This window comes from Meiothermus sp. (assembly GCF_026004075.1).
Classification (GTDB): Bacteria; Deinococcota; Deinococci; order Deinococcales; family Thermaceae; genus Meiothermus.
Genome location: NZ_BPIK01000001.1, coordinates 2,122,549 through 2,146,696 on the forward strand (window position 1 = coordinate 2,122,549; position 24,148 = coordinate 2,146,696).

The 24,148-nt window shown below is 63.5% G+C and carries 16 protein-coding genes; 9 read left to right on the forward strand and 7 right to left on the reverse strand.

Annotated elements, in window-relative coordinates; all coding sequences use genetic code 11:
* The first annotated feature begins 125 nt into the window (after nt 1–125).
* The 5 genes from rimO (at nt 126) to Q0X18_RS10295 (ending at nt 6,501) form a co-directional block, all read left to right on the forward strand.
* The gene (gene rimO / locus Q0X18_RS10275; RefSeq protein WP_297561920.1) at nt 126–1,502 is read left to right on the forward strand and encodes a 30S ribosomal protein S12 methylthiotransferase RimO; all 1,377 of its coding nucleotides are present in this window, start codon (nt 126–128) and stop codon (nt 1,500–1,502) included.
* Between the two features lie 177 nt (nt 1,503–1,679).
* Nucleotides 1,680–3,017 (forward strand): Trk system potassium transporter TrkA, encoded by a 1,338-nt coding sequence (trkA, locus tag Q0X18_RS10280; RefSeq protein WP_297561923.1) that lies wholly within the window; start codon nt 1,680–1,682, stop codon nt 3,015–3,017.
* Nucleotides 2,992–4,476, forward strand: coding sequence for a TrkH family potassium uptake protein (locus Q0X18_RS10285; RefSeq protein WP_297561925.1), 1,485 nt, complete (start codon nt 2,992–2,994; stop codon nt 4,474–4,476). Before trkA ends, Q0X18_RS10285 begins: the two co-directional genes overlap by 26 nt.
* 12 nt (nt 4,477–4,488) lie before the next feature.
* Nucleotides 4,489–5,976, forward strand: a complete 1,488-nt coding sequence (locus Q0X18_RS10290; RefSeq protein WP_297561927.1) for a TrkH family potassium uptake protein — start codon at nt 4,489–4,491, stop codon at nt 5,974–5,976.
* A 21-nt stretch (nt 5,977–5,997) separates the two neighbouring features.
* On the forward strand, nt 5,998–6,501 hold the full coding sequence (locus Q0X18_RS10295) for an S-ribosylhomocysteine lyase (protein WP_297561931.1): 504 nt from the start codon (nt 5,998–6,000) through the stop codon (nt 6,499–6,501).
* On the opposite strand, the gene Q0X18_RS10300 is transcribed toward Q0X18_RS10295, so the two are convergent.
* The 4 genes from Q0X18_RS10300 to Q0X18_RS10315 form a co-directional block, all read right to left on the reverse strand.
* Nucleotides 6,480–7,262 (reverse strand): PilW family protein, encoded by a 783-nt coding sequence (locus Q0X18_RS10300; protein ID WP_297561940.1) that lies wholly within the window; start codon nt 7,260–7,262, stop codon nt 6,480–6,482. The two genes, Q0X18_RS10295 and Q0X18_RS10300, sit on opposite strands and share 22 nt — an antisense overlap.
* Before the next feature lie 9 nt (nt 7,263–7,271).
* Nucleotides 7,272–7,709, reverse strand: a complete 438-nt coding sequence (locus Q0X18_RS10305; protein WP_297561944.1) for a prepilin-type N-terminal cleavage/methylation domain-containing protein — start codon at nt 7,707–7,709, stop codon at nt 7,272–7,274.
* Nucleotides 7,710–7,773: 64 nt separating this feature from the next.
* Nucleotides 7,774–8,274: a type II secretion system protein gene (locus Q0X18_RS10310; protein ID WP_297561947.1), complete on the reverse strand. Its 501-nt coding sequence runs from the start codon at nt 8,272–8,274 to the stop codon at nt 7,774–7,776.
* A gap of 9 nt (nt 8,275–8,283) precedes the next feature.
* Nucleotides 8,284–11,079 carry a pilus assembly PilX N-terminal domain-containing protein gene (locus Q0X18_RS10315; protein ID WP_297561950.1) on the reverse strand — a complete coding sequence of 932 codons (2,796 nt, stop codon included), beginning with the start codon at nt 11,077–11,079 and terminating at the stop codon, nt 8,284–8,286.
* A 156-nt stretch (nt 11,080–11,235) separates the two neighbouring features.
* Between Q0X18_RS10315 and mtnN the strand changes: the two genes are divergently transcribed.
* Nucleotides 11,236–11,913 (forward strand): 5'-methylthioadenosine/S-adenosylhomocysteine nucleosidase, encoded by a 678-nt coding sequence (gene mtnN, locus Q0X18_RS10320; RefSeq protein WP_297563067.1) that lies wholly within the window; start codon nt 11,236–11,238, stop codon nt 11,911–11,913.
* 153 nt (nt 11,914–12,066) lie between these two features.
* Nucleotides 12,067–13,047, forward strand: coding sequence for a ribose-phosphate pyrophosphokinase (locus Q0X18_RS10325; RefSeq protein WP_297561954.1), 981 nt, complete (start codon nt 12,067–12,069; stop codon nt 13,045–13,047).
* Here Q0X18_RS10325 and Q0X18_RS10330 read toward each other — a convergent pair.
* The 3 genes from Q0X18_RS10330 to Q0X18_RS10340 form a co-directional block, all read right to left on the reverse strand.
* Nucleotides 13,044–14,669, reverse strand: coding sequence for a S8 family serine peptidase (locus Q0X18_RS10330; protein WP_297561959.1), 1,626 nt, complete (start codon nt 14,667–14,669; stop codon nt 13,044–13,046). The genes Q0X18_RS10325 and Q0X18_RS10330 overlap by 4 nt on opposite strands.
* 70 nt (nt 14,670–14,739) lie before the next feature.
* Nucleotides 14,740–17,118, reverse strand: a complete 2,379-nt coding sequence (locus Q0X18_RS10335; protein WP_297561961.1) for a tetratricopeptide repeat protein — start codon at nt 17,116–17,118, stop codon at nt 14,740–14,742.
* Between the two features lie 112 nt (nt 17,119–17,230).
* Entirely contained in the window at nt 17,231–19,543 is a 2,313-nt protein-coding gene (locus tag Q0X18_RS10340) for a hypothetical protein (protein WP_297561963.1), read from the reverse strand.
* Between the two features lie 425 nt (nt 19,544–19,968).
* Here Q0X18_RS10340 and Q0X18_RS10345 point away from each other — a divergent pair, with 425 nt between their 5' ends.
* Both Q0X18_RS10345 and Q0X18_RS10350 read left to right on the forward strand, forming a co-directional pair.
* Nucleotides 19,969–21,288, forward strand: a complete 1,320-nt coding sequence (locus Q0X18_RS10345) for a hypothetical protein (protein WP_297561966.1) — start codon at nt 19,969–19,971, stop codon at nt 21,286–21,288.
* A 265-nt stretch (nt 21,289–21,553) separates the two neighbouring features.
* The gene (locus Q0X18_RS10350) at nt 21,554–24,085 is read left to right on the forward strand and encodes a S8 family serine peptidase (RefSeq protein ID WP_297561967.1); all 2,532 of its coding nucleotides are present in this window, start codon (nt 21,554–21,556) and stop codon (nt 24,083–24,085) included.
* Nucleotides 24,086–24,148 lie beyond the last annotated feature (63 nt).

Sequence of the window (24,148 nt, forward strand, 5' to 3'; positions counted from 1 at the left end):
ACCTTGTCCATCGTAGCGTCGCCATGTGCAGAAGATTTGTAGCCCCCTCGAGCCCGCACAGCCAACCAGCGGCAAACCTGCTATACTCGGTGCTGTTGTCGTGCCGTTGGCGCGCAGGAGATTAGATGGCAGGCAAGGTCGGGTTTGTAAGTCTGGGCTGTCCAAAAGCCCTGGTAGATTCGGAGCAGATACTCTCGCGCCTGCGGGCCCAGGGATACGAAACCTCGCCCACCTATCAGGGGGCCGATGTGGTGGTGGTCAACACCTGCGGCTTCATCACCCCGGCGGTGGAGGAGTCGCTCACGGCCATCGGCGAAGCCCTGTCGGAGAACGGCAGGGTGATTGTGACCGGCTGCCTGGGGGCCCGGCCCGAGGTCATCCAGCAGGCCCACCCGCAGGTGCTCGAGGTCACCGGCCCCGGCGAGGTAGACCGGGTCTTGGCCGCCGTACAGCGCGTGGTTCCTCCGGAGGAAAATCCTTTCACCGCCCTGGTTCCTCCGCAGGTCAAGCTCACCCCCCGCCACTACGCCTATCTGAAGATTGCCGAAGGGTGCAACCACAAGTGCAGCTTCTGCATCATCCCCAAGCTGCGGGGTCTGCAACAAAGCCGCGACGCCGCCGAGATTCTCTTCGAGGCCACCCGGCTGGTAGGCACCGGCACCAAGGAGCTGCTGGTGATCGCCCAGGACACCTCGGCCTACGGGGTGGACATCCGCCACCGCGACTCAGACTACGCGGGCAAGAAGGTACGGGCCCATCTGGTGGATCTGGTCAACGAGCTGGCCGGCCTGGGGGCCTGGCTGCGGCTGCATTACGTCTACCCCTACCCCCACGTGCGCGACCTCATCCCGCTGATGGCCGAGGGCAAGCTGCTGCCCTACCTGGACGTGCCGCTCCAGCACGCCAGCCCCAGGGTTCTGCGGGCCATGCGCCGCCCCGGGGGTGCTGAAAGCCACCTGAAGACCATCCAGGAATGGCGGGCCATCGCCCCCGACCTGGCGATTCGCTCGAGCTTTATCGTGGGCTTCCCCGGCGAAACCGAGGAAGACTTCGAGCTGCTACTGGAGTTTATCGCCGAGGCCCGGCTCGACCGGGTGGGCTGCTTTACCTACTCCGAGGTGGAAGGGGCCGACGCCAACAGCCTGCCGGGGGCCGTTCCCCAGGAGGTCAAAGAGGAGCGCCGGGCCCGCCTGATGGCCCTGCAGCAGCAGATTAGCCTGGAAAAGAACCAGGCCCGGCTGGGACAGACCCTCGAGGTCATCGTGGACGACTACGACGAGCTACCCGGCCTGGTGGTGGGCCGCTCCAAGTACGACGCACCGGGCATCGACGGGCTGGTCTACGCCGAGACCGACGGCACGGTCAAAATTGGCGACATCATCCAGGTGCGGGTTACCCAGGCCGAGGCCTACGACCTGCACGGGGAGATGGTGGGCCGGGTGGCCTGGAAACCCAGTGTTCCGGTGATGAACAACGTAGCCACGGAAACAATTCGGGTGTAAGCTAGGCCAAGTTTGGGTTATGGAACCTTCTCGAGTCGGTCTGAGCCTGAACATATCGAAAAATCGGGAGTATGGGTTTATCCTCCCTGTCAAAGTCTGTGCGGGGAGTGCACATCTTATGTATCTTCAGCATGAGGGTGTCCTCGAGGTTCGTCGCATACTCCAGCGGAGCCAGCTATGTACATCGTAATTGCCGGTGGCGGCGAGATCGGCTCACAGATTGCCAAAGCCCTGCACACCCAGCACGACCTGGTGGTGGTGGACACCAACCCCGAGGCCAAGGAGCGCCTGGGCGGGTTGGACGTGCAGGTGATTATAGGAAGCGTCACCGACCCCGAAGTTCTGCGCGAGGCCAAGGTGGATCTCTGCAACACCTTTATCGCCACCACCAACTGGGACGAGGTCAACCTGATTGCCTGCATGCTGGCCAAGGGCCTGGGGGCCAGGGAAACCCTGTGTTTCGTGGGGAAGCAGTCGTATGTGGACATCCTCACCGACCCGCGCACGGTGGAAATTCTGGGCACCCGCATCGACCAGGTCTTCTGGCCTCAGCGCTCGCTGGCTAAAGAAATTGTGGAAGTAATCCGGATTCCCGGCGCGGTGGACACCGAGGTGCTGGCCGGTGGCCGGCTGCGCTTTGTGGAGTACCAGGTGCGGGAAGGCGGCCCCTACATCGGCAAGCAGCTCGCCCTGCTGGACTGGCCTCCGGGCAGCCTGCTGGCCGGTATCCTGCGCGAGGGCCGTTTTATTGCGGCCACCGACCCCGAGTTTGCTTCGCTCGCCCTCGAGGCCGAGGATCGCATTTTCTTCATGACCACCCCCCAGGGCTTCGACGCCATCCAGGCCTGCTTCGCCCCGCGCGAACGGGTGCGCCGGGTGATGGTGGTGGGGGGCGGCAATGTGGGGTACATGGTCACCAAAGAGCTGCTCAAGCACCGCCTCGAGGTCACCATCATTGACCACAACCCCGACCGCTGCGCCTGGCTGGCCGAACACCTGCCGGGGGCGCTGGTGCTCGAGGGCGACGGCACCGACCTGGAGCTGCTGGAGTCGGAGGGCCTCGATCACGTGGACGTGATGGTAGCCGTGACCGAAAACGACGAGAAGAACCTGCTGGTCTCGCTCCTGGCCAAGCAGGTGGGCGTGGCCAAGGTGATCACACGGGTCAACCGCGGCGAGAACCGCCGCCTCTTCGAGCACGTGGGCATTGACATCCCCCTCACCCCCCGCGCCGCGGCGGTGCGCGAGGTGGTGGACTGGATCGCTCCCGATAACGTAGACCATCTGGCGCTGATCGAAGACCAGGTGGAGCTGCTGGAATTCGAACTGCCAGCCGACTTCCGCGAGACACCCTTCGATAAGCTGCAGCTCCCCCAGGGGGCCATTGCGGTGGCCCTCGAGCGCGGTACCCGGGTCTACCTGCGCTCCCCCATGCTGGCCGTTACCGGTGGCGATAAACTCCTGGTTCTTACCGACCGGCAGGTAGCCGATGAAGTCCTGGCCCAGGTTCGCTAAGGCGCGCGCAACCAACCCCATCCCGGTCGCCACCTACATGACCGGAACCGTATACGTCGCCCTTGGGGGCGTGATGGGGATTCTGGGGCTGGCCGATACCCTGCTGGGCGAGGATGCCCTGGGGTTTTTCGTAGGTGCGGCCATTGGGCTGTTGCTGGGGGCCCTTCTCCGGCGGCTGGGTAGCCCCCAGGCCGAGCCGCGCCGGGCCGAGGCCCTGCTGACGGTGGCCGGGCTCTGGATAATGGTGCCCCTACTGGGGGCCTTCCCCTTCTGGATCTCGGGGGGCCTTAGCTACCTGGACGCCCTGTTCGAGGCCACCTCGGGCTTCAGCACCACCGGCGCCACCATTCTGGCCGACTTCGAACAGTTCAGCTACGGCCTTTTTTTCTGGCGGAGCCTGAGCCAGTGGTTTGGCGGCATGGGCATTCTCCTGCTGTTCATCGTGGTGCTGCCCCACCTGGCCCTGGCCGGACGGCAGATGTTTTTTGCCGAGACCACCGGCGTACAAAAGCAACAGCTCACCCCCAAGCTGCGCCAGACCGCCAATTACATCCTGCGGGTTTACCTGTTGCTCACCCTGTTTACCCTGACCGCGTACCTTCTAACCGGTGTACCCCTATTCGAGGCAATCACCAACACCTTCTCGAGCGTCTCTGCGGGCGGCTTCAGCCCCAACCCCCAGAGTTTTGCCAACTACGCCCCCCTCACCCAGTGGATTGCCGCCGGGGTGATGTTCCTCACCGGGGTGAACCTGCTCTTGCAGTACCGCGCGATTTTTGGCCGCGAGTACGCCGCCCCCCTGCGCGACCCCGAGTTCCGGGCCTACGCCCTGATTGTGTTGGTAGTAGGGCTGGCTATGGCTGGCATCCTGTTCGTGCGCCACGACTACACCCTCGAGCCAGCCCTGCGCCACGCCTTCTTCCAGACCACCTCCATTATCACGGGCACCGGTTTCGCCTCCGCCGACTTTGCTCAGTGGGTCATCCCGGCCCAGACCCTGCTGGTCATGCTGATGTTCATCGGGGGTAGCGCCGGCAGCGTGGGGGGCAGCATCAAGGTCATCCGCTGGCTGATTATCGGGGCCCTGGTGCGGCGGGAGCTGCAGCGGGCCCTCCACCCCCAGGCGGTACTGCCCTTGCGGGTAGGCAACAAGAACATCGGCGAGGACGTAATGCGCTCGGTGGCGGCTTTCATCACCCTGTACGTGAGCCTGTTTGCCCTGGGGGTGCTGGTGATGGGAATACTGGAGGAAGATTTCGTGGTGGCTTTTTCGGCTTCGGCAGCGGCCATTGGGAATGTGGGGCCGGGGCTGGGCATGGTGGGGCCCATGGCCCACTACGGCGACCTGCACCCCATCTCCAAAGCCGTGATGATCTTCCAGATGTGGGCCGGGCGCATCGAGTTAATTGCGGTATTTTCACTGTTTACGCCTGAGCTTTGGCGCAGGCTCAGGGCCTGAGGAACCAGCCCCATGAAAAGAAAAACAAAACCCTGGCTGATAACCAACCTGCGCTTTGCCTACTATTTTCTGGGCGTGGTCTACCTGGCCCTGGGCGCGGTCATGCTGGGGCTCGAGGTGCTCTCGCTGGCGCTGGGCGAGTCGCCCTGGGGGTTTCTTTTGGGCGCCGGGGTGGGGCTTTCGCTGGGCTGGTGGTTCCGTAGCCTGGGCGACCCTAGGCACGAGCCGGGGCGGGCTGAAGCCCTGCTTTCTATTGCGCTGATTTGGCTGCTGGTGCCCCTGCTGGGTGCGATTCCCTTCTGGGTGGCGGGCGGCATGAACTACCTCGATGCGGTGTTCGAGGCCATGTCCGGCTTCACCACCACCGGCGCAACGGTGCTAGCCGACTTTGAGCAGTTCGGCTACAGCCTGTTTTTCTGGCGCAGCCTGATGCAGTGGTTCGGGGGCGTGGGGATTCTGGTGCTGGTGGTGGCTTTGCTGGCCCATCTGGCCGTGGCGGGCCGTCAGCTTTTCATCACCGAGAGCACCGGCATCCAGAAAGAACCCTTTACCCCCCGTTTGCGCACCGCCGCGCTGAGCATTCTCAAGGTGTACGCCACCCTTACCCTGGCGGCTGCTCTGTGCTACTGGATCGCCGGGGTGCCGGCCTTTGAAGCCATCTGCAACGCCCTCACCACCCTGCCCGCCGCTGGGTTCAGCCCCAACCCGCGCAGCTTCGAGACCTACAGCCCGCTGGCCCAGTGGTTCGGAACGCTGTTTATGTTCCTGGGGGGTGCGGGGTTCGTGTTGCAGTACCGGCTTTTCTTCACCCGCGACCCCCGTCCGCTCCTGAGGGATGTGGAGTTGCGGGTCTATACCCTTATTGTTCTGGTGTTTAGCACAGCACTGGCCGCCTTCCTGATGACCCACCACGCCCAGGACATGAACTATACCTGGAGCGACGCCATCCGCCACGCCTTCTTCAACGTCACCTCCATCATCACCACCACCGGCTACGCCAGCGCCGACTTTGCCCTGTGGGTTCCGGCGGCCCAGGCCATTCTGGTGGCGGCCATGTTCGTGGGGGGCTGTGCAGGCTCGGGGGCGGGCGGCATCAAGGTGATTCGCTTGCTGGTGGTGGGGGCGATCGTGCGGCGGGAGCTGATCCGCTCGCTGCACCCCCAGGCAGTCATGACCCTGCGGCTGGGCAACAAAAGCCTGGGGGAAGACGTGATGCGCTCGGTGGCGGCTTTCATCACCCTCTATGCGGCCCTGGTGGCGGTGGGCGCGGTGCTCATCTCCTTGCTCGAGAACAACTTTGTGGTGGGTTTTACCGCCAGCGCTCAGGCGGTGGGCAACATCGGGCCGGGGCTGGGCGAGGTGGGGCCCATGGGCAGCTACGCCGGCCTCGAGCCCCTCTCCAAGCTGATCCTGATTGTTCAGATGTGGGCGGGGCGCATCGAGCTAATTCCGGTGTTTGCGCTGCTCACCCCTGAGCTTTGGAAGAAGCTGCGCGGCTAGGCGGCGCGGTAAACTAAGGCCATGTCCAGACCCCTGGTTTTTCCCGAGTCCTTTCGCCTCGACCACAAAAAAGTTCGGGCTCCCTACGTGCGTTTGGCGGGGGTGAAGGCAACCCCCAAGGGCGACCTGATCGAGAAGTACGACCTGCGCTTCGCCCAGCCCAACCAGGAGGCCCTTAGCACCGGGGCCATCCACACCCTCGAGCACCTCTTGGCCACCTATATCCGCAGCCACCTGGACGGGGTGGTGGACATCTCACCCATGGGCTGCCGCACCGGCTTTTACCTGGTGGTGCTGGGCGAGCCGGGGCCCCAGAAGGTGCTGGAGGCTTTTCGGGCTACGTTACAGGACGTAGTCCATCACGCCGAGCCGGTGCCGGGGGTGAGTGAGCTCGAGTGCGGCAACTACCGCGACCACGACCTTCAGGGTGCAAAAGCCTGGGCTGGGCGGGTGCTGCACAGCAACCTCCATGTACAGGAAACCATCGAGATCGCCCAGGAGGCCTACGGAGCCAACACGCCCTGATTGCGGGGCTGCACGGTTGCGCTCAGCGAGGTACCTGAACCCCCCACGCTAAAGGTGCGCCCTTGCACCACCCGGCTAAATTGCAGGCTAACGCTCACCTGGCGGATGGCCGGAGGCCCTGCAGCAACCTCTGTAATGTTGAAGAAAGAACGCCTGGGGGCGAGGTAATCGGCCACCAGGGCCACGCTGATGCCGCCCAGTGCGCCCACAGCCCCACCGGTAGGGGCTGCGCTGCCTGAAACCACCGTGGAGGGCTCTAGAAAGCCGGTGTACTGCATCAAAACCCAGGCATCCGGATTGGCTGCATCGGGTGGCAGGCGGTCGAAGATGCTGCTCGAGTTGGCCACATAGACCGCCCGGCTAAGTGGGTAGTAGGCGAAAAAGCGGTAACAGCCCTCGGTCTGGCCAGGGGTGGCGGGGCTACAGGCAGCCCCTACCCGCAACGGTGGCAAAACCACCGCCACAAACTGGTCGCCCACCGTCCAGGCATTGCTTCCCGAAACGGGGTTAATGGTTTGCCAGGCAGCCGGCCCGTTCAGGACGATGTTCTGGCCAGCGGGGTATACAAACCAGGCCTCTTGCAGCCTCGAGACCAGTAGTTGGTGGGCAATCTGGCCGTCCAGCAACAGCTCATTACGGCGATCAAAATCACTGGTCGCGCGCAGGGTAGAGACAAAAAACCCCGTAAATGCTGCAACCAAAACACCCAGGATAGCTAAAGCCACCAGCAGCTCGACGAGGGTAACCCCATATTTGCGCATAAACCTCTCCTAGGGTCGGGGCAGATCCAGGGTGAGACGGCTTTGTTCGCGACCGTTGCGTACAACCGTAACCTGCACCCTCTTAAGCGGCTGGCTATAGCTGCCACCCGGACAGCTACCCGCCGGGGGCACCACGTTAAGAGGTTGGGGTGTATAGGCATCGGTGGCTGGATTAACGGCGCCTACGGTAATGCTAGCCCCTTCTGGCAATGCGATTTTAATGCAGTTGGCATCGTAGGCTGCCCGGGCCGCCGGCCCGCTGACCCACTGCACCCGCACGGTCTCCATAACCTCACGCGCTTGTGCATTGGCGTCTATCCCCGCTTGCGCGCTGCGCGTGGCCCCAAAGATGGTTGTCACCGCTCCGGCCACCGCAGCCAACAAAGCCCCCAATAGCACAATGGACACCAGCAGTTCAACCAGGGTTACCCCCGCTGAGGCGCGCATACTGCCTTTGTTTGAGCCGACATCCCACTGCCTTGCGCACCGGCGGCCCTCCTCAAACGCTGTGCTAATTGAACACCACCACCTTTCCAACCAAACCCACCACACCCACCACACTTCGGGGTGCAGCGGTTGGCGAAGTATCACAAGGCACATCCTGACTGACCAGCCTGAAGCAAAAGGCGGCGCCCCCACCGTCCAGCACCCCAAACGGAGCGCGGTAGGTCAGTGTTGTGGCCCCTCCCGCAGGCACCTGGGCCACCGTCCCGGCCGGCAACCGAACCGTGCGGCTGACCAGCGATCCGTTGCGCACCTGACGGATGGTGAAGGCCGTACCCCCCCCTTCTAGCACAACCACAACGTTGCTGTTGTAGCGCTGGGCCTCACTACGAGCCTGCAACAGCGCTGTGGCCACCGAAGCCGCCGCTTCACGCACCAGTGCCCGTTGGCGCGCGCCGTTGAGATTAACCGAAGCAATAGCCAGCAGAATACCCAGAATGGCCATCACCACCAGTATCTCGACCAATGTAAGGCCCGATTTTTTTAAGAGGACGGGCTCGAGGCGCATAAATACCCCCTACTGACCAATCAACCGCCAGAAACCCTGGCCAACTGAGCCTCCACTTCCCTGCAAAAGGGTGTTGACGATGGTGTTGAGGGTAGTATTGCTGGCGTCTGGGAAGCTCGGGGGACGGTAGGCTGCATTGAGCAGGCGTTTATCGTAGGTATGGTTCGAACGATACCCTCGGAAGGTGCCGCTCACCGTGCCACAGTTGACCGCTCCCAGGCGGTTTTGGATCACACCTCCAAACACCCGAAAACTACCGCCATCCCGCAAACTGGTGGCATTGGCGCAGGTGTTAAAGGCGGAACTATGCCCACGTACCTCGCCATTCTGGGCCATAACCACCCCGTCAATCAGCAGGTTGCGGTTGCTGTTGCTGGTGATGGATAGATAGCCTTGAGGATCAAGTCGCACATCCTTGCCGGCATACAAACCTAGCAGGTTACGCGGCCACTGGTTCGGGTCGGCAGGGAGTGGATCAGGAATGGGGGTCTGATAGCGCAGGTTGGATTGAACCAGTACGTTGTTTCTAGCCGAAATGGAAAGCTGCTGATAGCTGGCTACCGCCCGGCTGTTGCTAGCCTCGTCACCACTATTGACATTACTGACACTGCGCACCGCCAGATCACCACTACTGTAGATCACACCATTAAAGCGCTCCCCGGGGGGTGGCCCCTGGATAGGAGGGATGGCCGGCCTAGGCACCACGCTATTGCTCAAAATCAGACCGCCACTGGCAAGAGTCTGGATTCCCGTGCTGTTGTCGGCAATCTTGCTAACCTGACCGTCTTCGTTGATTTCATAGACCACCGTAACGGTCTGGCGCAGGCTAGGTCTGGGGTTCTGGATGATGTTGGGGTCGGTCGGGTTGTTGGTCCAGTAGGTGCGGTAGCGCGGCGTTCCTCCGGAGCAGGTGATGGTGAAACTCTGGGCCTGGGCATGGGCTATGGAACCCAAATTGAACAGATAATCTGCTAGCTTCTGCAATTCCGGTAGCCACACCCCACCGCCGCCACCACCGCCACCACCGCCGCCACCGCCGCCACCGCCACCACCACCGCCGCCACCGCCGCCGCCACCGCCGCCGTCACCTGGGGAAGGTGGCGTGTAGCAATCCTGCTGGACTGCCAGGGCATAACCTGTAACATGGGTGGCAGTAATGCTAATCCGCTGACGGCCATTCTCCACATACACGCGAATGGTTGGCGTTCCCACATAGCGGCCGGTGTTGTTTTGCAGCACGTCGGCACTCGGCCGGGGAACCGTCGCCGGGTCGATCACCACTGTACCACCTGAAACATTCTTCCAATCGCTAGAAGCCTGGTTGCTGGTCGAGGCCGTAAACAGGCTGCTGTCGACAAAGAAGCCTGCGGTATCAGTAGGACTGCTTACCACAATCCGCCCGTTGGTATCGCGAAGCAGGTTGCCGTTATCGTCTCTGCTGGTGGTAGGGGTGCCACCGGCCGCGTTACGCTCGAAACGGGTGATAGCATCGCTACCGGGCATGGGTATCGGGTTGCGCTGCCAGTTCACGTCGTACAACCAGGTGCTGGCCGGTGCATCGTCGGCACAAACCACCTGGCCCCCGTTTTCATCCCGACACAAAAAGTTTCCTGCTGGGTTACGCAAACGGGCAAAGCTGGGATTAATCCCTGCAAGCCCGGTGGCCGAGTCGTTTTCCGGAACGGTTGTAAAAGTGCTGGTGGTGTTACCATCCCCCAGGTAATAGCCCCTACCAGCCAGCCGCTGCGCCTCGGTGCAGGTCTCAGCGCCCTGCTCGCAGCCCGCACTGCCGAACTGGTCATTGAAGTTAAAGGTGGCGGCCGGTATACGCTGCTCAAAAGCCCAACGACCATTGGTAAAGGCAGGGCCGTTGACCGTGAAGCCATCACGTAGCACCACCCGACTGCCGTTGGCGCGCACAGTGTTGTTTACAAAAAAGGCGAAATACGAGAAGCTGGGGGTTTGGATAGCCACGCTGGTTACGCCCAGGCCGCTGCTTGCTGGTACCCCTCGAGCCACCCGGCGTTCAGCCAGCACCGTATTTCCCCGCACGACACGGCCCGTAGCGATAATGGCATTATTCGGATCGCCAAACACCAGCACCGGTGCGCCATTTTGGATGACAATGCGGCGCGGCGTAAAATCGACCTGCACCACGTAACGGTCTTCCAAACCATCCGACGAACCCAACACCCCCTCCGAACCCCCCAAGCCCAGGGCCAAGCGTCCCCAGTACTCCGCTGGGTTGCTCACCTGGCCGTTGTATACAGTGTTATCGAATAACAGGGGGTCGATGAGGATGGTCAAGCGTTCGTTTGCCACCTCGGCCGGCGAACGGGTCGGATCTATGGGTAAAGCCTCACACAAAGTACCGGCCTGCATGGTGCTCAAAGTGCTCTCGAAAGTACTCAGGGAAGGCCCGGCTGTGCTGTTGCCGTAGCAGAAGTGGTACAGTGCCTGCACATAGGCTGTGCGTACAATCGCTGCGTTGGATCCAGACAAATCCACCCTGATCCCCTTGAGGTAGTTGAGGGCAGTTTGATAGCCCTGCAGCCCTCTAAGTAAGCCAGACTCCGCGGCAAACTGTGCGCGGTTGGCCAAACCCTGGTTGGTTGCCACCTGGCGGTTGCTCACGGTCAGGCTGGTGGTAATGGAGAGCAGCGAAATAACCATAATCAGGGCCACCAAGACCGTGATGACAAGTGCGTTTCCATCGGGTCTCAACCCCATTGGCATTGGTTTAATACGACCTCTTTTCATAGCCTCCCCAGTTATGCGTCCTAGGTACAGATTGGCATAAACCACCCTGATTAATCATCCCCCCGGATAGGGGGCGTTGCGTTATCTGAATAACCGCGTTGGTTGCAATTTTGGTGCAAAAATCACAAAAGCTTTTGTACCCAGACCAACAAAATGCTGGCATCCGTTATCAGTGGGTGCTAGTCTAACCCTGGTATGTCCATGGTTGCTCTGTTCGCCGCCGAAGGCCTCGAGGCCCAGGCTTTGCGCCGCTTGCTAAGCCTAAAAGAGGTCTTGGATGGCCCCTGGATCATCCACCAGGGGACGCTGGGACGCTACCCTGTGGTGCTGGTCGAAACCGGGGTGGGCAAGGTGGCCGCCTCGGCCGCGGTGGCCTACGCCAAGGTTCGATTTAACCCTGCGCAGGCTTTCTGGGTGGGGGTGGCTGGGGCTTTGAACCCCGAGCTCAAAACAATGGACCTCATACTGGCCCAGGACGCCGTACAGTACGACGTGGATATCACGGCTTTCGGACGCGCCCCAGGCGAGCTGGCCACCGGCGAACGCTTTATCCCCGCCGATGCCGGCCTCACCTCCAAAGTCTTGCGCACGGCTCAGTCCCTGGGCCTGCCCATCCGCCTGGGGCGCATTGCCAGCGCCGACCGCTTTCTAGCCCACCGCAACGAGGCTGAGGAGGTGCGACGGGTATTCGCCGCCGACGCGGTCGAGATGGAGGGGGCCGCGGCTTTGTGGACGGCCAAACGCCTGGGCCTGCCCATGGCCCTGCTGCGGGCCATTACCGACCAGGCAGGCAGCGAGGCTCCCATCGCTTTTGAAACCTTTTTAGAAGGCGCCTCCGAACGTCTGGCACAGTTAATCGGCCAGGTCTTGAGCAGTTAGAAAAACTGCCGCTTGCAGGCCATAAAAAGCACCCAGGGCCCCTTTTAATTAAGGGCTGCCAGGGTTTGTGGGCAGGGGGCTCAGGGTATACTGAAAGCACCAGATTATTAGGAAGACAGGGTCGGCTGTGCAGGTACTCGAGGAGGAGACAGCATGGGGGGCACATCCGTAACAGAGCAAGCAGAGCAAAGACAGCACGCCAGTGGGGGGCGGGTCAAGCTGTTTTGCGGCAACGCCAACCGTCCCCTGGCCGAAGCGGTAGCCAAGGCCCTGGGCATCCAGCTAGGCCAAGCCACGGTCGAGCGCTTCCCCGACGGGGAGGTACGGGTGCGGCTTTTGGAGAGCATTCGCGGCGACGATGTGTATCTGCTGCAGTCCACCGCCCCCCCGGTCAACGACCACCTGATGGAACTCCTGGTGCTGGCCGACGCCGTACGCCGCAGCAGTGCAGGGCGCATCAACGCGGTGATTCCCTATTTTGGCTATGCCCGTCAGGACAAACAGACCCAGGGGCGCGAGCCCATCACCGCGCGCCTGGTGGCGGGGCTTTTGGAGCATGTGGGCATCCACCGGGTGATTACCGTAGACCTGCACGCCCCACAGATTCAGGGCTTCTTTTATCAGCCGGTGGACGAGCTCTCGGCGGTGCGGCTTTTTGCCGAGTATTTAGAGCGTCAAAACCTCACCGAAAACGCGGTGGTGGTCTCTCCCGACTCGGGGCGGGCCGAGCAGGCCCGGCGGCTCTCCGAGCGCCTGAACCTACCGCTGGCTATTCTCGCCAAACGCCGCACCGGCCCCCGCGAGACCCAGGTGAGCTATGTGATTGGGGACGTGGCGGGCAAGCGCCCCCTGATTATTGACGACATCATCTCCACCGGCGGCACCATCCGGCGCGGGGTGGAGGCCCTGCTTGCCGCGGGAGCGGCCCCGGAGGTGATTGTGATGGCTTCGCACGCCGTGCTGGTAGGCAACGCCCGCGAAAACCTGGCCCACCCCGCCATCCGCGAGGTGGTTTTTACCGACACCATCGCACTTAATCCGGCCCTGGGCTATACCATCCTGCCCACCGCACCCCTGCTGGCCCAGGCCATCCGGCGGGTGCATACCAATCAGTCGGTGAGCGTGCTCATCTAGGGGCCGCGGGTCATGTCCAGCAGGCCCCGGCCCTGGGCCTCTTCGGGTGCGCCAGGGGTGGCTGGGTCGGTGTAGTTGGCAAGAAAAGCAAGCTCGAGCGCCTCCGGGGTAAGGGGCACCAGGCCCGTGGCCTGCCGAATAACCGCCACCGCCCCGCTCACCACGGGGGCCGCGAACGAGGTGCCGGTATACTCCTCCAGGCTGCCGGCAGGACTCAGGCTCAAGACCCGCTCGCCGGGGGCCACCAGGTCTACAAAATCGCCCTGGCCGCTAAACCCGCTCACCCGCAAGGTGCCAGAGTAGTCCCCCACCGCTCCCACGCTGAACAGCCCCTTGAGCACGGTCATGGAGCGCCCGGGCTCGCGCCGCAGGGAAAGCCCCCGATTGCCGCCAAAGGAGGCCGGGAAGTGGTGCAGCACCCCGTGCTTGCTGCTGCGGATGGCCCAGTCGTTGCCGGCTGCGGCCACAACCGAAATCCCGTTCACGCCGCGCTTCATCAGGGCATCCTTGAGGATGATGTAGACGATCTCGCTGGGGGTGTCGCTGCCCAGGCTCAGGTTGAGCACCAGCCGCTCCTGGGGGTTCTTCTCCGCATAGGCCACCGCGTGGCAGATGCCGCGGATGACCGCCTCGAGCCGGCACTTCCCGTCTTGGTCGCAGCTCTTGATGGGCAGGATACCGGCCCCGGGAGCGATACCGTAGGTTGCGTGTGCGGCCAGCACCGCCGCCGCAGTGCCGTGCCCCACCACCACCCCGCCCTGGGTGTATTCGTCTAGTAGGGGGTCGGGCGCGTCTGGATTAACAAAGTCGGCCCCGCCGCTTTGCAGGGTGAGGCCGCTCAGGTTCTTAACCCCGGTGTCCACAACGGCGATGGTGATGCCCGCCCCGGTAAAGTTGCTGCCCGGCTTGACCTTGACCACGCTGCGGGCGTTGATGGGCTTGGTGTCGGGGCTGGGGCTGGCCAGCAGGCCAGGGTCGGCGTCGTAGCCGGTGATGGGGTCAATGCCCAGGGTTCCGTCCACGTCCACCACCCGCTCACCCCCTGCCTCCTCGAGGCGCTCGAGCAAAGCCCCTACCGCAAGGGGTGTGGTCAGCCGGGCCGGGTCACGGGCCACCCGCGCCAGCCGGCCCGCGCAAGGCCCACTGGCCCCGCCCAGCGGAACCGAGGTTACCCCCGGCGCGATGGGCACCATCCGCAGGCCACCCACCGCAAGCTTCTGACCAAAGTCGCTATCGGATACCTCGGGTCGGATCAGGGCCAGGGCTTCCGGCTCGGGCTGCTCGAAGACCGTCTGGCCCAGCACGGTGAGGCTGCCGGTAGCCCGGTTGGCCCCCTCGAGGAGCTCCAGGGTCTGCGGCCCGCCCCAGAAGTTGTCGGGTACCTTGAAGACCACCCCACTACCCCCGGCAGGGTCGGGCTCGGTGCGCAGCACCTCGAGCGGCCCCCCGGCCAGCCTAGCGCTCAGGCCCGGGCCAGCCCGCCAGGGCAGGGTCACCCGGACTTCCTCGCCCCAGGTCGCCCTGCGGGGGGAGGGGTAGGCAGTACCAGAAACCGGTGGCCCAACCGTCGGGCCACAACCCAGCAAGCTCACCAACAGCAACAGGAACATCCCCCCTCGCATCTTCCACCTCCAGCCAAAGCATGTCCTCGAGTAAATATGCACTCTTCGGCATACCGGTAGCATGCCCCATCTAGCCTGAACGCTCCATGAACGCCCGCAAAAGCGTGCGCTGCTGCTGGGCCAGGTCGAGGTAGCCGGCGTTCTCGGCCACCGCGATGGCCTCCTGCCAGGCCTCGAGGTCGCCCTCGAGCTCAGCCAGGTTGCCCAGGGCCATGGCCAGAATCTGCAACTCACCCCCCTGCTGGGCGGCCTGGATGGCCCGATGGTAGTAGGTTCGGGCCGGGCCAGGCTGGTTTTGCAGGTGGAAGATGGCTCCCAGGTTGTTCTGGGCCAGGGCCACCTGGCGCAGGCTGCCCACCTCCAGGGCCAGCGCCTCGGCCTGCCGGTAGCTCTCCAGCGCTGCTGTCAGCCGCCCGCTGCGCTCGTACTCCTTGCCCAGGTTGATGAGCAACTGGGCTTGCAGGCGGGGGTTGTCCTGACAGAGGGCCAGCACCTCCTTGAAAACCTGCTCGGCGTCCTCCTGCATGCGGGCCCGGGCGATGGCCACATTGCTCAGGGCGGCAATGCGCCGGGGCTCGTCCCCCAAACCCAGCCACAGCGCCGCGGCCCGGCGGAAGGCCGACGCCGCCTCGGCAAAGCGGCCCTGGGCCAGGTGGATGAGGCCCAGGGTGTTCTGGGCCTCGGCCCGGGCCTCCATGCCGCCGGCCAGGGCCCGCTCGGCGCAGGCCTGGGCCGCCTCGGCCCGGCCCAGCCGGTGGTGGAGGGTGGCCTCGAGGGCCAGCCGCTCGGGGGTCTCGGGCAGGGTCTGGATGGCCTCGAGGGCCTCCTTGTACATCCCGGCCCGCTCAAAAGCCCTGGCCCGCAGCAGCACAATTTCGGGGTGGTTGGGGGCCTCGCTTAATTCCTCGGCGGCACGTTTAGGAAAACCCCGCCGCATGAGCTCGGCGGCCCAGGTCAGGTAGGCCCGCCGCACCTGGGGGAGGTCGGCCTCCTCGATCAGGGCCCGCGCCCGGCGGTAGAGCGGGAGGGCCTGTTGGGGCTTGAGCAGCCGGGCCAGCCCCAGGCTGAGCTGGGCCTCCTGGGCCTTGCGCTCGGCTAAGTAGCCCTGGGCGACCTCGCGCCCAAAGACGGCCCCATTCAAATCAATCAGGCCAGCCGAGAGCAGCGCATCCACCGCCTGGGCCATCTCGGAGGCCCCCAGCCCCAAAGCCTGGCGCACCAGCAGCAGGTCGGGGGTCTCCAGTAGCGCCAGGCACATATACACCTGGCGGGCCGACTCGCTCAGATCCCGCAAGCGGGCCTCGAGCGCCATCTGGATGGGCTCGCCGCGCAGCCAGGCCCCCACCAGGGCCGGCACCCCTCCGGTGGCCTCGTAGGCCCCTGGAAAGCCGGCCAGCTCCTCGGGGGACAAAGGCTCGAGTTCCAGCAGTCTGTCCACGCCCAAAGGCGGCTCGCCCCGGCCCGCCAGCACCACCCGGATGGGCGGGCGCAGCCCCCGCAGCCGTACCAAGAGCTGCCGGCTCTCCTCGTCCATCTCCTCCCAGCCGTCCAGGAGCAGGTGCTCGTGCAGGGCCAGAGCCCGCCGCAGCAAAGCCTCCTCGCCGCCCTGAAGGTTTTCCAGCAGGGGCTCGAGCGTGGCATAGGGCAGCCCAGACCGGGCCGGCAGGTAAAGCCAGCCGGTACGCACCTCGAGCTCGCGCAGCAGGGCGGTCTTGCCCAGCCCGGCTCCGCCCCGCACCCAGGCCCAGGCCCCCTCCTCCAGGGCCAGCAACGCCGCCAGCTCGCGCTCGCGCCCCACCAACCCCTGGCGCAGGCGGCCCCGCGCGGCCTGGCTCGAGCCCCCCAGGGTAATCCCCAGCTCTCTGGCCTCGCGCTCGAGGCCCTCGGCCAGGGGGTGCTCGCCCGCCAGCAGCAGCCGGTAGACCCTGGGCAGTTCCTCGGGTTCCAAAGGCGGCGCCCCGGCCACCCGGTAGGCCTGCTCGGCATAGGCCGCGGCCTCGGCAAAGCTGGCCTGGGCAGCGGCTTTCTCGGCCAGCACCAGGTAGGCCTGGCGCACCTCGCGGGCCAGGCGCTCCCGCACCTCGTAGACCCACTCCTCGAGCTCAGCCCCCGCCTCCTCGGCCCGGAAGCCCTCGGCAAACGGCCCGGTATAGAGCCCCACCCCCTCTTCCCAGCGCCCCGCCCGCAGCGCGTCCTGCAGGGCCAGGGCATCGCACTCGAGGTCTACCCAGGCCCGGCTCTCGTCGTTGTAGGCCACCCCCAGCTTGCGCAGCTTGGCCAGCGCCACCGCCAGCGAGTTCATTGGGTCGGCGGCCTCGGGCCAGAACAACTCGGCCAGAAACCGCCGGGGCTTGGGGCCCTCCAGGGCCAGGTAGGCCAGCAGCAGCAGGGGTTTTTCCCTGCTAAAGTTGCTTTCGGCCAGCCGCAGCCCCCCCAGCGTGTACAGCATGACTACAGTGTATGGGGCAAAGGCGCAACAGGTTTCGTTAATTTCACCAAGTTAATATCGTTGCAAGCGGATGGTTTTACGATTCTCGAGCGCAACCAGCCTCAGAAACCCGTCACTTGATGCAGACCGGAAGCTCGAATCGTTGAGACATGATCACCGGCCGCGGCCAGGTGCTGGAAGTAACCCCGTCCGAGACCTCGAGGTAGGCCACGAACTGCTGCTTGTACCCAGGGCAGGTGCTAATCGAGGGGAAGAGCACGGCCAGGCTGGGGATGGTAACACCGGGCAGGGTCGCGTTGAGGCGCTGCCCAAAACTGTCGGTGGTGATGTTCACGCTGCCCGAACCCCCAGGCACTGCTTTCTTGGGGCCGGGATACCCCCCCACCACCTCGGCAAGGTACCAGGCGTAGTTCAGGGTATCGGTATCGGCATCGAAAACCCTGCCCTCCAGCACGATATTGGTGCTGCCAAGCGTGGGGTTGGTAACTTTATCCTTGGCAAAAGTCGCTACCGGACGGGTAATTTTGGCCAGCGGCGGCTGGTTGGTGCGGGGTGGGTCGGGCTCCGCCACATTCACCAACACAAACTTTTCCACCGCCACGCCCTGGGGGTTGGTGTATTTGAAGGTGATGCGCCGCCAGCCGGGCTGGTTGCTCAGGCGCATGCGCGTGGCGCAGCCGAGGCTGGGCACTTCGTCGCCCATATCGGCGTTGGTGTCGCGGTTGCGGCTTCGCCACTCGCCGCGGGTACAGTCGGGCACGCTCAGCGATTTATCTTCCCAGACGGCCTGCAAGAACAGGTAGCGGCCCGCGGGTATGGCCTTGGCCTGCGGCAGCGTAGGGTTGAGGCTGGGCAGCGGCTGGATGATCTGGGCCAGCGGGGGGATGTCCTGCACGGTCAGGGTGGTGGTGGCGGTGGTGCTCAGGTTCAGGGAGTTGGTGGCCCTGGCCGTGAGGGTGCGGGGGCCCAGGGTAGAGAAGGTGTAGGACACGCACTTACTGCTAGTGGGGGCGGTGCCCAGGGAGCCATCCGAACTCGAGCTTATCTGTACCGGCAGCGGGCCATCCTGCGGATCGAAAGCCGTGGCGCAGATGTAATAGGGCCGGTTGATAAAGGGGCCGCCCTCGAAATTAACCAAACTCCCACCCCCAAAAACCACCGAGGGCGGGCCCGGCTGGGCCTGGGCGATGGTGCCCAGTTTTTCGTTGAAGATCTCGAGGTCGGTATCCAGGCGGAAGAGCCAGAGGTCGGCGTGAATGCCGATGCTGCCCTTGACCCCGGCGTCCAGCTTCCAGACCGGGTTGCCGGGCACAGTGGCGCTCAGCTCGAGGTACGCCCCCAGTTTGGCATAGGGCCCCACCAGGCCGTACAGCAACACATCCACCTTGCCGTTCATGGAGCCCGTGACCTTCAGGGTGCTGTTGGCCTGGGCGATGCCGGCCTCGAACTTTTTACCCAGACTCGAGCAGTTCTTGAAGCCCCCCTTGTACTCAAAGCAGGCCTGCGCGTTGAGTTCCTCGCTGGCCCCCAGCACCAGGTTGGCCGAGACCGTACCCTCGGCGCTGATGGTGATGTAGAGGTTGGGAACGAACACCACCGGCACCGGCCCCACCATCACAGTGATGGGCTTGAAGGTGTACTTGGCAAGCTCGTACTCCTTCTTGATGGTTTTGCCCAGGGTGGAGAAGATCTTTACGCTGGCGTTGTGCTTGATGCCAAAAGCCGCCTTGAAGTAGACCCCGTTTGGATAAACTGGAACGCCCAGCACCCTTTTCCAGGTAACACTGGCCGAAAAACCGCTCTGTAGGTCAAAAAATACCTTGCCCTCGGCCCGCACCTGATCCAGGGTGGTGGAAAGGTTGCCGTCTTCGTCGTAGATGATTTCGTTGAAGGCAAAATCGAGGACATTCATGGGTTGCACACCCGGCCGGGCCTGGTAGCGGGTCTGGCCGTTGGCAAACCGAACCCCCGGAGAAAGGCCCTCGGCCTGCACCAGGTCGCTGGCCCCCAGGTTCTTCTGGAAGCTGGCCTCGCCCTCGGTGATGGCCTCGGCCAGACCGGCCTCCTCGGCCTCCACCACCACCTGCTCGCTGCCTGCGGTGATTTGCATTACTTTGAACAAAAAGCCATATGGCGCGTGGGGGCCCGGCTCGCTGGCCAGAATCTGGCCGACCTCGAGCTCCCCCAACTGCGGGCTACCCGCCTTAAAGGTTAGGGTTGCCTGGCACAGCGGGCGGCTTGGGTTGGTGTACTCGAGGCACTCGTTCAGGTTGTTGATAACCAGGCCCTCGAGGCTCTCGCGGGTCTCGAGGCTCAGCACCCGGGTCTGCGGGGAAATTTTGGGCTCGATGAATGCTGGCTCCTGAGGCCCCCTCCCGCAAGCTGCAAGAATTCCTGCCAGAAACAAAGCGATTAACGTTCGCATACCCCCTCCCCTCTTGTGTGATGGAGGCAAGGACGGAAAGTATGCAGAACCCCATCACGTACCGCAAAAAACCCCGCACCAGGCTGTGGTACGACCACAATAAACTCGCATTACACCTTTCCCTGTTGCACCTGACCCAGGCGACGCATAACGCATACCCGGTTCAAAAAACTTACCCGCGCTGACAAGAGCAGGGTGCAACCCCGAACTTTAGGCACTGGGGGTTTGTGGTTTCGGCCCATAAAGACGCACCTTCCTCGGGCCTGCCAGTTCGTGTTGTGCTACCTAGAAAGCGCAAAGGCAACCTTTCTGGCTGTGGTGCTCAGACCGTTCATGGAGCGTTAAGGGGTGTTTCGTTAATCTCCGGGGGTGCTCGAGTATGGCACACTAACTGAAAAAAGGAGGGGAAAAAGAGAAGAACCTGGATGGGATTGTTGGGCGCGGCGGCTTTGCTCATGAGTGCGTGCGGGCCGGGCGGCGGGGCCGGCTGCGACCCCAACGGCACGGGCAACTTGGTGGTCAACGTAAGCGAATTGCCGGGCGGGGTGAGTGCCAAGGTGAGCGTAACCGGCCCCTCGGGCTTCAATCAGAACCTCACCGGCAGCCAGACCTTCACCGCCATCGCTGCTGGCACCTATACCGTCACAGCCGATAAGGTAGCCAATACCGACCCCCTGATCCGCACCGCCTACAGCGCCAGCGTGACCGGCAGCCCGGCCTGTGTGCGCAACGGACAGGCTACTACCGTGAACGTGAGCTATGCCCAGATTCCCAGCAGCAACAAGCTCTGGATGGTCAACGGCAACCCGCCCAGCGGAAGCTCGCCCTTGCTGGGCTTCGTGGCCTCGCTCCTGAGCAGCACCGCCACCCAAAGCCCCAGCGTGAGCGCCGGCACCGTCAACCTGCGCGACCTCACCTTTGACCCCGACGGCAACCTCTGGGGCATCGGGGGCACCACCGCAGACCCCAACCTGGTGCGCTACCCGGCCAGCAGCCTGGGCAGTTCGGACAGCAAGACCCGCGACCGCAGCATCAATATCGGTGGCTTTAGTTGCTTACCTGGGCCCACCCGGCTGGCTTTCGACGCCAGCGGCAACCTGTGGGTGAGCATCCCCTGCGCCAACAAGGTGGTGCGGGTCGCGGCCAGTCAGCTAAATGCCTCGGGTACGGTTACGGTTACGCCGGGGGTAGAGATCACCGGCCTGGACGCGCCGGAGGGTCTGGCCTTCGACGCCAGCAGCAACCTGTGGATTGCCAATGCAGGCGCTGCGCGGGTGGTCAAGTTCAACGCCAGCCGGCTGAGTGCCTCCACCAGCGGCCCCGACCTGACCATCGAGTCTAAAACGCCCTCACCCGTCATCAACACCCTGGACGCCAACCTGCCGGCCTTCGACGCCAGCGGCAACCTGTGGGTGATGGCTTTTGGGGCCAACGTCTTATACCGGCTCACGCCCACCGACCAAAGCGGCAGCGGCAGCAAGACCCTTACCCCAGCCATCCAGGTGAGCGTTCCGGTTTCAGCTGTACTGGAGGGCATGGCCTTTGACGAGGGCGGCGGGCTGTGGATCACCTACTCGGCAGGTAAGTTTGCCCGGCTCTCCCCTGCCCAGCTTGGCACCAGCAGCACCTTGGGCAGCCCCACCACCTCCGAGCGCATCATCACCAGCAGCAGCATCGGCAGCGCCGGAGGCTTGGCCCTCTATCCGGCCCCGGCTGGCCTGCCGCTCTTCCACAAGCTGCCATAGGAGCGGTCACAAGGGAGTCTCGCCATTCACTTTAGGATTCAAAAGCTGCTTTTCTTAAGCGCAAATTGGATAGTCTGGTCATGCCCAGAGTAAGCCAGCAAAAAGGCCCCCGCTTTGTCGGGGGTTGCTGGTTATTTAGCAACACTCGCATGGCATTGTTTTGCTACAGCCGAGCTAGGCAACAACCGTTCATGGGGTGTTCAACCTGGCTCTTCTACACTTCGGGCAACTTCGGGAAGCCCGAAGCCCCCTGAGGAGGAAGACCATGAAACATCTTTGGAAGTTGGCTCTGGTAAGCGTGCTTGTGCTGATAGCAGCCTGCAACGGGCAAAGGCCAAACGGAACCGCTCAGATTGTCGTAGACAATACCCTTACACCTACCCAGGCTACGATACCCGGCCCGGACGGCCCACGCCCGGTGGCCCGCATGGTGGGTGAGAGTGGTATCGCAATGGATTTTGTTCTTGGAGAGCTGATAATCAGCACCGACGACCCTGCCAAGCTCAACGCCTTCCTTAGCCGCTGGGGTGGGCAGGTGCTGAGCGAGACCGAAAAGGTGGGTGACGCACCCAAAACATATCAAGTGCGCCTCAACCCTTCCGGTGCCCAGGTGGAGGCCATACTCCAGCGGCTCAACCAGTCGCTACCAGATTTGAAGGGAAGGTTTAGCACCTCGAGCCCGGAAGCAGCCCAGCTTTTGGCAGTAGCCCTGAGCGAAGCCAACCAGGAGAAGATGACCGTCACGCCTAACTTTGTGGTGCAACCTGCTGCCATTGCAGACGGCATCACCACCGAGGCCCCCACCCGCTCGAGCCTTTCCCCTGATGTCCCCTACACCCCCAACGCCTTCAACTGGACTTATATGAACCGGGGCAGCGCCCAGGACATCGGGGTGGGCGAGGCCTGGCGGCTGCTCGAGCGGGCCGGACGCTTGAGCAACAGGGTTCGCATCATGATTTTGGATGGTGGCTTCGCACTCAACAACGACTTCCCCGCAACCCGTCAGGTGGTGGGGAGCTGGAACGAGCCCAACCTACTCCAGTGCTCCGGGGGCAACTCCTGCCCTTGGCACGGTACCCACGTCACCACCGCAGCCATGGGTCGTCCAGACAATGGCTTCGGGGTTGCTGGCCCAGCAGGCCCGGTTGGAGAGCTTTTGGCAGTTCCTTTTCAAGGAGACTTTATTGGTATCATCTCCACCCTCGAGCGCATCATTACCGCTACCCTGTTCGGGAACCCCAAGATCATCAATATGAGCTTTGGTTTTGAGCTTGACCTGGGCTGGGACATCGCAGTTAAGGTGGCTTGCTTAGGGTTATGCCCCTCTCCCAGCGAGGTGATGGATGGCTTTGCGGTAGCAGTTTCAGCAACCGGCAAACTCCTTTTTGCTGCTGCTGGCAACGAGGGTAAGGATGTAGACAACGGTGGTGGCATCGAGGGTTCAACCCATATCCCTTGTGAACTACGCTCGGTAATCTGTGTAGGCGGGATGGCCCACGACAGCACCGCCCGCGACCCTGGCTCCAACTTCGGAACCAAGCGAGATGACAACAGCGTAGACATCTATGGGCCTTACTGGATATGGGCCGGCCCAGATCGTGACAGCCCTGCCAATGAGGCCCGGCTCCGAGCAGGTACCAGCTACTCCTCTCCCTTCGTGGCCGGCGTAGCCGCGCTGGTCTGGGCTGCCAACCCCTCCCTGAGCGCCAGCCAGGTCTGGGCCATCCTGCGCGACACCGCCCATGTGGGGGGGGTGGGGGTCAGGGGCTTTGAACGCCGGGTAAACGCTTTTGCAGCGATCTCCAGGGCGCTGGAAGTGGGCAGCAGCGGCCCCAGCGTGGCCCTGAGCGGTGCCAGCACTGCCAACCTCAACCGCGAGTGGAGTATCACCGCCAACGTTACCGACTTTGCCGGGAACAACTGCCCCCCTGTCTTCTGCCCGCTAACCTTTGACCCAGCCCCAACCCGAACCGTTGGCAACACCGCCTATTATCGCTTCAATACTGCCGCGAGCCGCACCATACGGGTGACCACCCGCGATCTGCTGGGCCGCGAGGGCAGCGCCACGCGCGAGGTCACCGTCATCAACTCGCCGCCGGTGGTTCGCATTGACGCACCCTCCAACGGCGCCTCGTTCTACCAGGGCCAGACCGTCAACCTGGTCGGCACCGCCACCGACCTCAACGAAGGCCCCGACCCCGGCCCTGGCCCCATTGCGTGCCGCTGGGAGGGCAGCGCCGCCGACGGTTTCCCCCGCACCGGCTGCAACCTCTCGGTTACCTTTAGCACGACCGGCTCGCGCACCCTTACACTTCGGGCCACCGACCCCCAGGGCCTGAGCAGCACTGCCAGTGTAACCATCAACATTACGCCCCCGCCGGCCAACCTGCCCCCCAACATTAACACCTTCGGCCCCCTGTCCCCTTCAACACCCAACTACTCTGGCGGATTCTCCTGGAACACCACCTTTACCGCCCCCGCCAGTGCCACCGACCCCGAAGGCAACAACCCCATCACCTACATTTGGCGGGCCACCTCCTACCGCCCCGATAACGATAGCGTGGTCTGGCGCAGCAACGTGGTGCTGAGCACCTCCACCACCAGCGGCAACCTGAGCTGGACGCCGAGCACCAACAACCCCAGCGACCTCCTGGTTGATTTCTCAAGCACGCCACCTGGTAACGCCTGCTATAACGGCCAGCTGGTGCGTCTCGAGCTGGTCGCCCGCGATTTCCTGGGCAACGAGAGTACCCGGAGTTTCGCCGCCATTCGGATATACCGCTGCATCGTAATCTAGGAGCTCCCGCATGCTTTGGAGGGCCTTTCAGGGCCCTCCAAGCTCACCCGCCCGCCTGGGCCG